The organism is Prevotella sp. HMSC077E09 (genome assembly GCF_001814685.1).
Classification (GTDB): domain Bacteria; phylum Bacteroidota; class Bacteroidia; order Bacteroidales; family Bacteroidaceae; genus Prevotella; species Prevotella oris.
The window spans coordinates 18,288-31,352 of record NZ_KV817544.1; the positions used below are offsets into that span (position 1 = coordinate 18,288).

General features: G+C 42.3%; 10 protein-coding genes and 2 tRNA genes. 5 read left to right on the top strand and 7 right to left on the bottom strand.

Translation table 11 applies throughout. The features are described 5' to 3' along the window. Positions 1–164 precede the first annotated feature (164 nt). On the bottom strand, positions 165–473 hold the full coding sequence (locus tag HMPREF2983_RS05490; protein WP_141757627.1) for a hypothetical protein: 309 nt from the start codon (positions 471–473) through the stop codon (positions 165–167). A gap of 96 nt (positions 474–569) precedes the next feature. Between HMPREF2983_RS05490 and panB the strand changes: the two genes are divergently transcribed. Genes panB through HMPREF2983_RS05505 form a run of 3 tightly spaced genes read left to right on the top strand, consistent with a single transcriptional unit; the run spans position 570 to position 4,013 of the window. Continuing rightward, complete coding sequence (gene panB / locus HMPREF2983_RS05495) at positions 570–1,388, top strand: 3-methyl-2-oxobutanoate hydroxymethyltransferase (RefSeq protein WP_070667296.1); 819 nt, start codon at positions 570–572, stop codon at positions 1,386–1,388. 4 nt (positions 1,389–1,392) lie between these two features. Then, positions 1,393–2,568 carry an MFS transporter gene (locus HMPREF2983_RS05500; RefSeq protein ID WP_070667297.1) on the top strand — a complete coding sequence of 392 codons (1,176 nt, stop codon included), beginning with the start codon at positions 1,393–1,395 and terminating at the stop codon, positions 2,566–2,568. Positions 2,569–2,585: 17 nt separating this feature from the next. Then, the gene (locus HMPREF2983_RS05505) at positions 2,586–4,013 is read left to right on the top strand and encodes a right-handed parallel beta-helix repeat-containing protein (RefSeq protein ID WP_070667298.1); all 1,428 of its coding nucleotides are present in this window, start codon (positions 2,586–2,588) and stop codon (positions 4,011–4,013) included. A gap of 359 nt (positions 4,014–4,372) precedes the next feature. On the opposite strand, the gene HMPREF2983_RS05510 is transcribed toward HMPREF2983_RS05505, so the two are convergent. The 4 genes from HMPREF2983_RS05510 to HMPREF2983_RS05530 all read right to left on the bottom strand — a co-directional run bounded on the left by HMPREF2983_RS05510 (position 4,373) and on the right by HMPREF2983_RS05530 (position 8,310). Beyond that, positions 4,373–5,584 carry an L-serine ammonia-lyase gene (locus tag HMPREF2983_RS05510; RefSeq protein WP_070667299.1) on the bottom strand — a complete coding sequence of 404 codons (1,212 nt, stop codon included), beginning with the start codon at positions 5,582–5,584 and terminating at the stop codon, positions 4,373–4,375. A gap of 58 nt (positions 5,585–5,642) precedes the next feature. Next, positions 5,643–5,714, bottom strand: a tRNA-Glu gene (locus HMPREF2983_RS05515). 32 nt (positions 5,715–5,746) lie between these two features. After that, a tRNA-Ser gene (locus HMPREF2983_RS05520) sits at positions 5,747–5,833 on the bottom strand. A gap of 272 nt (positions 5,834–6,105) precedes the next feature. Further along, positions 6,106–8,310, bottom strand: coding sequence for a S9 family peptidase (locus HMPREF2983_RS05530; RefSeq protein WP_070667300.1), 2,205 nt, complete (start codon positions 8,308–8,310; stop codon positions 6,106–6,108). A 93-nt stretch (positions 8,311–8,403) separates the two neighbouring features. Here HMPREF2983_RS05530 and HMPREF2983_RS05535 point away from each other — a divergent pair, with 93 nt between their 5' ends. Continuing rightward, the gene (locus tag HMPREF2983_RS05535) at positions 8,404–9,312 is read left to right on the top strand and encodes a tRNA modification radical SAM protein MnmL/YtqA (RefSeq protein ID WP_070667301.1); all 909 of its coding nucleotides are present in this window, start codon (positions 8,404–8,406) and stop codon (positions 9,310–9,312) included. A gap of 293 nt (positions 9,313–9,605) precedes the next feature. Further along, positions 9,606–10,019: a hypothetical protein gene (locus HMPREF2983_RS14280; protein WP_246829354.1), complete on the top strand. Its 414-nt coding sequence runs from the start codon at positions 9,606–9,608 to the stop codon at positions 10,017–10,019. A 482-nt stretch (positions 10,020–10,501) separates the two neighbouring features. Here the strand turns inward: HMPREF2983_RS14280 and galK are convergent, their stop codons facing one another. Together galK and HMPREF2983_RS05550 are read right to left on the bottom strand one after the other, a co-directional pair. Continuing rightward, positions 10,502–11,662, bottom strand: coding sequence for a galactokinase (galK, locus tag HMPREF2983_RS05545; protein ID WP_070667303.1), 1,161 nt, complete (start codon positions 11,660–11,662; stop codon positions 10,502–10,504). Between the two features lie 86 nt (positions 11,663–11,748). Continuing rightward, positions 11,749–13,062: an MFS transporter gene (locus HMPREF2983_RS05550; protein WP_070667304.1), complete on the bottom strand. Its 1,314-nt coding sequence runs from the start codon at positions 13,060–13,062 to the stop codon at positions 11,749–11,751. Positions 13,063–13,065 lie beyond the last annotated feature (3 nt).

A 13,065-nucleotide genomic window follows, 5' to 3' on the forward strand; every position in this document is an offset into this window, starting at 1 on the left:
TTTTCATTTTTAAGCTTTCGGCCATGGCCGAAAGTCGATTTTCGCTGTTTTTTCAGTTTCGGCCGCGGCGGAAATACTGTTTTCACTGTTTTCTACTCATCCGCCGCGGCGGAAATGCTGTTTTTGCTGTTTTCTACTCATCCGCCGTGGCGGAAAGTCGGTTTTCAGCGTTTTTCCACTTTCATCCACGGATGACGGGCATTTTTTTCCTCTTTTTCGCTTTCATCCATGGATGACGAATGATTTTCGGCAAATCCTGCGTTTCGTCGGCCGACGACGGGCGTTTTTCGGCGTTTTCTGCATTTCGTCGGCCGACGACGGGCATTTTCCAGCGATTTCTGCATTTCGTCGGCCGACGACGGGCGTTTTTCGGCGTTTTCTGCATTTCGTCGGCCGACGACGGGCATTTTCCAGCGATTTCTGCATTTCGTCGGCCGACGACGGGCATTTTTCTGCGTTTTCTGGCTATCCAAGGAGTTGGATAGCCGTTTCTTAAACCGAATTCACGCATATATATTTTGACATGTCGTGTTTTTGATGTACTTTTGCATGCTGAAAAATAAAATAACATGGGATATTTATCAATTGACAAGAAAAAGATTACATCGAAAACCTTCGTGGAATTAAAGCAGGCTGGTGAGAAAATCACAATGCTTACCGCCTATGATTATACTACTGCAGGCATTATTGACGCTGCAGGCATTGACGGAATCTTGGTGGGTGACTCGGCTTCTAACGTCATGGCTGGCAATGAGACCACCCTTCCTATTAGCATAGATCAAATGATTTATCATGCAAGAGCTGTGGCTCGTGCTTGCAAGCATTGTTTGGTTGTCTGTGATATGCCTTTCGGAAGCTATCAGGTGAGCCGTGAAGAAGGTGTCCGTAATGCTGTCAGGATGATGAAAGCGACAGGCGTTGACGCCTTGAAAATGGAGGGTGGCATTGAAATTGCAGATACCATAAAAGGTATTATCGATGCAGGTATTCCTGTAATGGGACATTTGGGATTGACGCCACAGAGCGTACATAAGTTTGGTGGTTATGGTCTTCGCGCCAAAGAAGAAGCCGAAGCAGAGAAACTTCTGAATGATGCGCGGACGCTTGATGCTGTCGGTTGTTTTGCGATTACCCTTGAGAAAGTGCCTGCAAAGCTTGCGGAAGAAGTCACAAAGTCTGTTAGTTGTGCAACTATTGGTATTGGTGCGGGTAGCGGTACAGATGGACAGATATTGGTTTATGCAGATGCTTTGGGAATGACCCAAGGTTTCAAACCAAAGTTCCTGCGTCATTTTGCAGATGTGAATAAGTGTATGACTGATGGTGTTCAGGAGTATATTCACACCGTGAAGGCTTGCTCTTTCCCGAATATTGACGAAAGCTATTGAACTTATGGATACTCAAAACACCCCAATACATATTAATCTGTGGCATCGGGAGTTCTGGATGCTGTCGTTAGCTAATCTCTTTCTGTGCATGGCAATCTATATGTTGCTTCCCATTGTACCGGAATGGTTGATGAAAGTGCACCATACCGTGCATTGGCAAGTGTCATACGCTTTTGCTTTTTATGCCGTTGGATTGTTTTTCTTGGGTGGGTTCTGTAGTTATTTTGTTCAGAAATACCGACGCAACAGAGTTTGCAGAGTCGGTATTTTCATAATGATAGTGTGTCTGTATGCCATGACATTCTTCCATAGATTGGAGAGTTCTTATGTTTTCTGGGCAGTCAATATGCTGAGCTTTTTGCTTGGTGCTGTGTTTGGGTTAGTACAAATGGTACTTTCAAGTACGCTGATTATAGATGTGTGTGAGTCATTTCGGCGCACAGAAGCAAACTATGCATCTTCTTGGTTCGGTCGTTTTGCACTCTCACTTGGCCCCATTGCAGGAATAATCATCAGCAGATTTTTGGGTTTCAATAGTTTTATTGTGGCTTCAGTATTGCTTTGTTTGGCGGCAGTTTTATTGATTTACGGTGTGAAATTCCCTTTTAAAGCACCTGATGACAATATTCCTCTCTATAGTCTTGACCGATTTTTCCTCCCACAAGGTAAGTGGCTGTTTGTCAATTTGATGTTGGTGTCGATGCTGTTAGGTGTTCTTCTCTCCATTTTTCATACGCTGACATTCTATGGAATGATGTTAGTTGGTTTTGCTTTTGCTATCTTAGCTCAGAAGTTTGTCTTTGTAAATGCCGATTTGAAGAGCGAAACAGTTACCGGACTTCTTGCTGCTTCAATGGCTTTGTTGCTATTATTGACACGTCGGCAATTGTCTGTTGATATTCTGGCACCGGCACTTATCGGGTTTGGGGTGAGCCTGATAGCTTCTCGTTTTCAGTTGTTTTTCATCAAATTAAGCAAGCACTGTCAGCGTGGAACCTCTCAAAGTAGCTATTTCTTAGCTTGGGAATCGGGGCTTGCATTGGGCCTGTCAGTGGGTTGGGGCTATCTTTATAGCCAGGAACAATTGGCTTTGTTTGTAGCATTGGGACTTGCAATCCTTGCTTTTCTCTATTATCAATTCTTTACTCATCGCTGGTATATGGAAAATAAAAACCGATAAATTGCGTTATAGCAATAATGAAACGGTTTTTATCAAGCATCTTTATTCTTGGTGCTTTGTTTGCAATAGCGTCCTGCAATGACGAAGAGACATTCTCTTTGTCGAGGGCAGATAAGCTGACTTTCTCTACAGATACGGTCAGTCTTGATACGCTTTTCTCTACTACATCATCTTCAACGTATCAGTTTTGGGTTTATAATTTGAATCGCTCAGGATTGCGTTTGGCTAACATACGGTTGGCACATGGTAATCAAACAGGCTTTCGGGTGAATGTGAATGGAACTCCCTTGAATGGCAATAATGGCTTTCAGGCGAGTGATATGCCCATTTATCATGGTGATAGTCTGCGTGTATATGTTGAAGCTACCGCTCCTAATACTGGAGCAACTGCACCGCAGGCATTCACAGAAGACCTTGTTTTCACTTTGGAAAGTGGGGTGGAGCAGCGGGTGAAATTACGTGCCTGGGCATGGGATGCCACGCACTTTGATTTCTTGGATGTGCGCCATGACACTGTTATTGACAGCCCCTCGCGTCCAATTGTAATCTCCAAGGGTATTAAGGTGAACGAAGGAGCTACATTAACTGTAAAGGCAGGTACAACGATTTACTTTAATCATTCGGCAGGTGTGGATGTTTTCGGTCGGTTGGTGCTTGCTGGAGAGGCGGGGAAAGAAGTGCTAATGCGTGGTAGTCGATTGGATAAGATGTTTGACTATCTGCCTTATGACCGTGTTAGTGGGCAGTGGCAGGGATTGCATTTTCATAGTTCTTCCTATCAAAATCAGTTGAATTATACTGAAATTCATGGCTGTTTTGACGGTATAGTTTGTGACAGCAGTGATGTTAGCCGTGAGAAATTGAGACTTGAACAGGTCACTGTGCATAATTGTCAAGGTGATGGTGTGCGATTGACCAATAGTAAAGCAACACTGGTTAATACGCAACTGACAAATACATTGGGCAACTGTTTGGTTGTTGATGGGGGAGATGTGGCTTTGAATGCTTGCACATTGGCACAATTTTATCCTTTCGACAGTAATCGAGGTGCAGCCCTACACATTGCCGCCAAACATGCTTTGGTGAATTTAATGGTAAGAAACAGCATTGTTACGGGCTATGCAAGTGAGCAGGTTGAAGTATCCTTGAGCAGGCTTTCTACGTCAGCTTATCGTTTTGCACATTGTCTGTTGCGTGCCTCTAAAACTCAATCGGCTGATAGTGTGAACTATACTAATGTCATATACGAAGTTCCTACAGACACGGTTTCTATGGGCATGAAACTTTTTCTTAAGGTTAATGGCGATCGTCAAGACTATGATTTTCATCTCAGTAAGCAGGCTTTTGCTATCGGTAAGGCCGATAAAACAACGGTTCCCTCTATTGATAGGGATGGAAAAAGACGCAATACTGTACCCGATTTAGGTGCTTATGCACATCATTGAAATAAGAAGATAATGCTCATATTCAGGATATGATAAAATAATGTCCATTACATGGCGTTGTAATTTGTATTGAATCACACCACAATTTGAGTCATTTCACCTCGCAATTTGAGTCATTTTACCATGTAACTTGAGTCAAAATGCAGTGTAATCTATATCAAGTTAGGCAGCAAACTGATATGAATTACATTCTCTGGAGATTAATCTTTGCTTGTAATAGTTCCAATTGCTTATTTCGAACAGAGGTTAGATAACATATTAAATGTAAAAAGGGAAAGCAAATATCACTTGGTTTTATTGCTTTCCCTTCCTATATTAATAAGGCTTTCTCCTTGTTTTCATATGGAAAAAGATCTTCTTTATTCCAGATTATAGCCTTTGGCAAGACCACCCTCACTGGTCTCTTTGTAGAGAGAAGGTAAGTCATGACCAGTTTGTTTCATCACGTTGACCACGCGGTCGAAGCTTACACGGTGGCTTCCATCGCCAAAAGAAGCGTATAGTTGGGCATCAAGTGCACGGGTTGCTGCAAAGGCATTCCGTTCGATACATGGGATCTGAACGAGTCCGCAGACAGGATCGCAGGTCATTCCCAAATGGTGTTCCAAGCCCATTTCGGCAGAATATTCTATCTGTGATGGGCTTCCACCGAAGAGTTGACAGCTTGCAGCGGATGCCATTGCACAGGCTACACCTACTTCTCCTTGGCATCCTACCTCAGCACCGCTGATAGATGCATTCTTCTTGACAATGCTTCCGAAGAGTCCCGCAGTGGCCAAGGCACGTGCAATACGCTCATTGCTGAAGTTGTGTGATTTGTATAAGTGATATAAAACCGCTGGAACAACTCCACAGGCCCCACAGGTTGGAGCTGTGACAATGGTGCCCCCGGAGGCATTTTCCTCACTAACAGCCAGCGCATATGAATAGACTAATCCGCGACTCTGCAGGGATGGCTTGTAACCACTGGCTTTTACATAGTAGGTTGCAGCCTTTCTTGGTAGGTGGAGTGGGCCGGGAAGAACTCCCTCATGAGCCAACCCTGCTTTTACCGACTGCTTCATAACCTCCCAAACGTTTAGTAGATAGTCCCAGATGTCATTGTCTTCATACTTCTTTACGTATTCCCAATAGCTGCATCCGTTGTTGTTACACCACCTCATGATGTCGTGAAGTGAATTGAGAGGATAAACTTCTTGGGTTGCAAAATAGTCACTAATTCCCTTACCTTCAGACAGGGCACCGCCCCCAATACTATATACAGTCCATTCGTCTAAGGGTTTCTCATCAATATCCAGAGCAATGAATTTCATGCCATTGGGGTGGAAGGGGAGGAATGTTTGTGGTTGCCATATGATTTCAACAGGTGCTATTGGGCGCATAACTTCTTCGATCGCGATATCTGTCATATGTCCTTTTCCTGTTGCAGCCAACGAGCCATAGAGGATTACTTGAAACGAAGAAGCATCTTGGTGGCGCTCTGTGAATATCTTTGCAGCTTTCTGTGGACCCATAGTGTGACTGCTCGAAGGGCCTTTACCTATTCGAAATATTTCTTTGATTGACTCCATATGCGAACTTTCTTAAAGCAAAAAGTCCCACAAATCTGTGATTTGCAGGACTCTATTGTAGTCGGTACGAGAATCGAACTCGTATGCCAAGATTGAGAATCTTGTATCCTAACCGTTAGATGAACCGACCAGTTAGCTTGCATTCTCTTAAAACTTTGCGTGCGGAAGGAGGGGGATTCGAACCCCCGGTACGAGAACTCGCACGGCAGTTTAGCAAACTGCTGGTTTCAGCCACTCACCCATCCTTCCATTGATGGATTGTATCCGATACGCCAAGCATTATTCTTAAATGCGGTGCAAAGGTATGAAAAGTTTCTTATACATCCAAAACTTTTTCGTGCTTTTTTTGAAATTATCTTTAATTTTGCTTGATGTTTGCCCCGCAAATAGGGCAGGGGATTTTATTAGTAATGTTTTTAAAGTAACAGGAACAAATGGAGGCAACCATATGTTCCTGTTTTATAAAGATGCAAGTCCTCTTTTGCTGTGTGTCGGAGTGAATGCTATTTATATGTATTTCTTTATTTCAAATGCTCAATAAACCAGTTGGAAATCTGGCGTAATAAGTGGGTACGCGTGTTGCCACCATAGATACCATGATTTCGGTTGGTATAGATGTTCTCTTTAAAATCCTTATCAGCCTGTATCAAAGCCTCTGTATATTCCATTGTATTCTGTGGCTGCACGTTGTCATCAGCCATGCCATGGCATATAAGCAGGGCACCATGAAGAGCATTCGCACGCTGGATGGGATTAGTGGCATAGCCACTTCCATTTTCTTTTGGTGTACGCATGTAGCGCTCTGTATAGATAGTGTCATAGTATCTCCAATTGGTTGGTGGTGCAACTGCCACACCTGCTTTGAACACAGGGCGTCCTTCGCTCATGCTCATCAAGGTGTTAAAACCACCGAAACTCCATCCCCAAATGCCTATACGCTCCTTATCAATGTAGCTTTGCTTGCCCAACCATAATGCTGTTTCAATCTGATCGCGAGACTCAAGTTCACCAATTTTCAGGTAAGTGCATTTCTCAAACGCTGCACCCCGACCGCCTGTACCTCGCCCATCAACACAGACTACGATGAAACCTTGCTGTGCAAGATAGTAGTCGAAAGCTCCACCGTTGCCCATAGAACCTGCATTCCATGCATCGATTACCTGTTGACTTCCTGGTCCACTGTATTGAAAAAGGATGACAGGATACTTTTTATTGGTATCAAAATCTTTAGGTTTAACCATCCAACCATCAAGCTTCACACCTTCAGAAGTAGTGAATGAGAAAGTTTCTCGACCATTAAAGCCGTATGTTTTTACTTTTTCTTTGAGTTCTTTATTATCTACAGGAGTTGAAAGCACCTTGCCTTTGCTGTCGCGAATAGTAAATACGTAGGGCGTATTATAGTTGCTCCATGTGTTAAGGAAATATTTGTAGTCTCCAGAGAAAATAGCCTTGTTCCAACCATTTGTATCCGTAAGCCGTTCTGTTTTACCGTTCTTGTGGCTGACGAATATCTGGCGGTCGTGTGGATTGATACCTGCCGCCTGATAATATACATCTCCAGTCGTCTCATCATAACCATAAATGCTCGTGATGTCATAGTTCCCGTCGCCGATTTTACGGATGAGACTACCATTCATATTATAGAGATAGAGGTGCATGTAACCGTCGCGGTCGCTTGGAAGCAGAATGCTGTTCTGCCCGATAGCGATGCCTTCCATGGCCTCTTCTTTCACATATTTATCTCCTTGTTCCTTGATAAGTAGTTGTGAAAGGGTAGTGCGAGGATTGACTGCATATAGATTAAGTACGTCTTGATGACGGTTCATAGTGAATACGATAATGCGGTTAGCATCGTTGGTTGACTTTATTCTGGGTATGTATCCGTCACCTTCAAGAGGCACTTGCAGGCGGTTAGTCTTGTGAGTCTGTATTTCATAGCTCCACACGGATACGATAGAGTTGTCTTCTCCAGCTTTAGGATATTTATAAGTATAGGTTCCCGGATAAACCTCATTCGCTTTCATGGTAGGGTGGCTGCCCATAAAGAGCTGCAAAGAATACTCTTTTACCTTTCTTTCATCATATTTTATCCAGCATAACATACGGCTGTCTGCAGTGAAACAGAGCGAACGATTGGTTGAAAACTCTTCCTCATAAACCCAATCGGGAACTCCATTGATGATTTCATTAAACTTGCCATCCTTTGTAATTTGGCTCTCTGCATTATCATAAAGCAGTTTTACGAGAAAGATATTATTATCTCTGACGAAAGCAATCTGATTGCCGTCGGGTGACCATGTCGGTATCTGTTGTGATCCACCTGTCGAGAGTTTTTCAAGTTTCCTGCTCTGAATGGTGTAAATATAATAGTCAGCCGTGAACGAACGGCGATAGATTTTGTGTGTATTTGTCTGTATAAGCATGCGCTTTCCATCGGGAGAAAGCGTGTATCCGTCGAGTTGTTTGATGCTTTCCCCATGTGTGTTGGCAATGTCAAAAAGCACACGTGTCTGATTACCTGTCTTAAAAGCATATTCAATAATCTGTCTGCCGTCGTTGCTTATGCTGGCATATCGGTCAGTACCTTTAATGGGATCAATACCTGTGATATATTTAGGGGTGAATGTTTTTCCCGTAACATCTTTCAGTGTAATCTTATTGTCAGCTGATACATTTGATGTGGCTAAAAGCATCATTACGCACATAACAAATAGTTTGTTCATATTGGTGAAAATTTAATGTTATGTTGACAAAGTTACGAAAAAGCCCTGAAAACCGTTTGCCGTTTGCCTGCTTTTTTCATAACTTTGCATGTGATGAATGCTTTTTACAATGATTTTTCTTCGTGGATTAGAGCGAAATTCCCGTTCAGAGTCCAGAAATTAAGTATTGATGCAGGCTTTTCCTGTCCCAATCGTGACGGGAAAATCGGTTTAGGTGGGTGCACGTATTGCGATAACCGAACTTTTAATCCAAACTATTGTGACCGTCATAAGTGCGTTTCCCAACAATTGGAAGAAGGCAAACGCTTCTTTTCCCATAAATATCCTGACATGAAATTCTTAGCCTATTTCCAAGCTTTTTCCAACACTTATGCCCCGCTGGAACAGTTGAATGCACGCTATGAAGAGGCGCTTCAGGTGGAAGATGTTGTAGGAATAGTCATAGGTACTCGGCCCGATTGCATCAATGATGAATTGCTCGACTATCTTGCTGCTTTGCAGAGACACACGTTTGTGCTGATCGAATATGGCATTGAAAGTGCTAATGATATTACGTTGAAGAGGATAAATCGTGGACATGATTTTGCTTGTTGCCGCTTAGCTGTTGAGAAAACACATGCACGTGGCATTTTGTGTGGTGCTCATGTTATTCTTGGACTGCCGGGGGAAGATGCTGATGAAAGCATCCGTCAGGCCGAGATAATATCTTCCTTGCCTCTTGATATCCTGAAAATACATCAGATGCAGATTATTCGTGGCACGCAGTTGGCTGCCGAATATCTCCGCAATCCTTTCCCTGTTTATTCTGTAGATGACTATATCAAGCTCGTTGCGACCTATATTTCGCATCTCCGTTCCTCGCTTGTGCTGGAACGTTTCGTCAGTCAGTCTCCTGCCCATCTGTTGATAGCACCGAAGTGGGGCCTGAAGAACTATGAATTCACTAACCTTCTTCATCGTTATATGAAAGAGCATAATATCCGACAAGGGGATGCACTTTAGTTAGAAAATCACTATTCTGTATTTGAGATAACGGCTGCTTTTGATTTTTGTTTTCCAACAAGCTTTTAACCTAATAAAATACAGAATTCTGCACAATACTGGGTGAGTTTGTCCGTTTTTCAAATAAAGCAAACAATCTCCTAACTATATTCCTCTTGTTTTGAGAATGGGTTTAGAGAAATGAATTAAAAACATTAATCATTACTGCTCAAGAATATCAAGTGGTAAATAGAATTTAATGAACCTTGTTATTATTATAGAATTAAAGAATAAAAAACTTAGATAAAGTAATCATGTTACACGATGACTATATTTTATTTAGGCTTTATGTGCCTTTAGTCTTGACAGTTCTTTTGGCAATCATGGCGTATGTGCATCGAAAACAATTGTTCAGATACATCTATTTCGGTAATATATTTTGCTTTGTAATAGCCGTTGTCTGCTATGTGCTTGTCATGAATCATCTTGCAGGACAGCCTTATTCAACTCCTTGGATGGCGGCAGTTCCGTTTCTTTGGCTATTTGGTATCTTCGGTGGTTACTTTCTTTTTCTTGTTTCTGCCTTTGCATTTTTAGTAGAAATGGCACAGCGGAAAATGCTGGCAAGAGTGTTACTTGGAATTGGAATTTTATTTTTTGTGCTGCTGTTAATCAAGGCTTTATTTATATTGTTTGGTGCTATTTGGGTGATGAGAGGAGTTTATTAGTTAGGTTTAGTCTGAAAGATTGCTGTATAAATTCAATATTGGAAGAATATAATGGGAATGGAATTATAGTTTTCCTCAATCTTTCTTATAACATTTTCTATAAATACAAAGAACATGAATTCTACACTTTTAAATATTATATTTTAAGGGTTTGAATGCTTGTTGAACAGAGTCGAAATAATCATTTTATCAATCTTTATGAATAATATGCCTCATACAGCTTTGTAATTTGACTTTAGTTACGCGGTAATCTGCGTCAGTTTACCACGTAAGATGACGCAGATTGCAGGGTGATTTGATGCATATTGCATTCCTCTTTGATATGAACTAAAGTTGTCAATCCTCTGAAGTCGGGATGTCACTTGTTGTAGGTAATACCTATTTATAATAGAAATTGAGGTATATCCTCTTATCTTATTTACACGAAGGGAGGGCATCATTATGATGTCCTCCCTTTTATTTTTATAAGTAAAGTAATGGATTTAGCACACTTTGTGTGAACCTTCGCTAATCACAACTGGATAGACTTCCGGCTCATGACCATACTTGGCTGCGAACTTAACTTTAGCATCGGCGATGAACTTGTCATAGAGATCATCTTTTACAAGATTGATAGTGCATCCTCCAAAGCCACCGCCCATGATGCGGCTTCCTGTCACACCATTCTCTCTTGCGATGTCATTGAGGAAGTCAAGTTCTTCACAAGAAACTTCATATTCTTTGCTTAGACCTGCGTGAGTTTCGAACATCTTCTGACCAACGGTTTCGTAATCGCCTTTCTCAAGTGCATCGCAGACAGCAAGTACGCGGTCTTTCTCACCGAGAACGAAATGTGCACGCTTGTAATCTTCTTCGCCGACTTCGGCTCTAACCTCTTCCAATTGCTCCCATGTACAGTCACGAAGTGTTTCAAATTTAGCCTCCGGATGCTTGGCAGCAATGTGTTTTACCACATTCTCACAGCTGTTGCGACGATCGTTATAGGGGCTTCCTGCAAGTTCATGCTTTACCTTTGAATTTACGAGAACAAGTCGATATCCTTGCGGATTGAATGGGAAATATTCGAATTCACGGCTGCGGCAGTCCAAACGCATCAGCTTACCTTTCTGGCCGAAGACGCTTGCAAACTGGTCCATGATACCGCAGTTTACACCGATATATTTGTGTTCGGTAGCTTGTCCGGCAAGTACCATATCCCATTTTGAAACTTTGTTGTCGCCAAAAAGATCGTTCAGAGCGAAAGCAAAACAACTTTCAAGTGCTGCACTTGAAGACATACCTGCCCCCAGCGGAACGTCACCATAGAAAGCTGCATTAAAGCCTTTGACATCAACACCAAGGCTCTTCATCTCCTGTACAACACCATAAATATAGCGTGCCCAGCTTGCACGAGGTCCTTGTGGGTCGTTGACTTTGAATTCAACACGATCTTTGAGGTCAATAGAATAGAGCATGACGGTTTCGGTTCCATTAGGGCGAATTTCTGCCATGATACCTTTATCTACAGCTCCGGGAAATACAAAACCACCATTGTAGTCGGTGTGCTCACCAATAAGATTTATTCTTCCTGGAGACATATAGATGTTTCCTGTCTTGCCATCAAAATGCTTGATGAAGCGACTTCTTACTTTTTCAATATCCATAATTTAATAGATTTTAGATTGCTTTTGAGGGGTAAAAGTATAAAGCCCTCATCTTGACTTTACAATATGAGAGCTTTGATTAGATATTAGTCTACGGGGATATCCTTGTTGACATTCTTGCTTCCAATCACAGCATAGAAGCACATGAAAGCTAATGCAATGAGAGGAACAATGTAAGAGAACATATATGATGAATAATCAGCAATGAAGTTCTGTAGCAATGGTAGTAGACCTCCGCCAACAACCATCATCATAAAGATGCCGGATGCAGCTGCTGAATATTTCCCAAGGCCTTCTGTTGCAAGATTGAAAATGCAACTCCACATGATAGATGTGCATAAACCGCAAAGCACTAACAATAGGGCTGCAATAGGAACAATAACCATCTTGAATGATGTACCGGTGAATACTGGCATAGAAACTGTTGTCGATTTACCGAGAATCATGGCCAAAATGATGAGTATCATTCCTGCAACGGTTGTGATTATCATCATCGAACGGCTTGAAACCCTACCGCCAATGAAGCTGCCGATGAAGCGGCCAACCAGCATAAGGAACCAATAGGTCCCGGCAACAAAACCTCCGATAGCGGCAGCATTCTCTAATAATCCAGCACCCTTAGCTGATGTATCACTGATGTAAAAGTTTAATGTTCCAGGAATACCAACCTCAACACCGACATAAACAAAGATGGCGATGGTGCCAAGTACGAAGTGACGGAAGGCCCATGGGCTATGTTCAAAGACGGTCTTGCTTGTTGTCTTGCCCATTTCCGGGTCAGCAATTGGAATAAACATAAGCACAATAAAGGCTGTTGCAAATACGCCTAAAGCAATGAAGAGGACTAAATTAACATTGGCCATCTTCGTCGTAGCTGTAACTGTTCCAATAAGGGCACCGACCAACATAGGGGTCAAGGTTCCAGATAAAGAGTTGAGCGTGCCTCCAATGAGGTTCAGCTGATTACCACGATTACCGCCACCACCAAGCAGGTTCAGCATGGGATTAACCACCGTGTTGAGAATACATACAGCAAAACCGCTGATGAATGCACCGAACAGATAGACGGCAAAGCCACTGATATCAGCACCAAATTTGCCCGAAATAAACTGAATAAGTACGCCTACAAAGCCTGTTGCAATACCAGTCAAAGCTGTATTCTTGTAGCCAATCTTGGTGAGTAACTTGCCAGCAGGAATACCCATGAAGAGGTAAGCGAGGAAATTCATCGCATTACCCAGCATACCTATCATGTTCTCACTACCTGTTCCGTCGAACACGTTTTTCCAGATTACACCAATAGGAGCTGCAAGGTTTGTAACGAAAGAAATCATTGCAAAGAGAAACATCATTGTAATAATGGCAATGATGTTTCCTTGTTGTTTAGTGTTTTTTTCCATTGA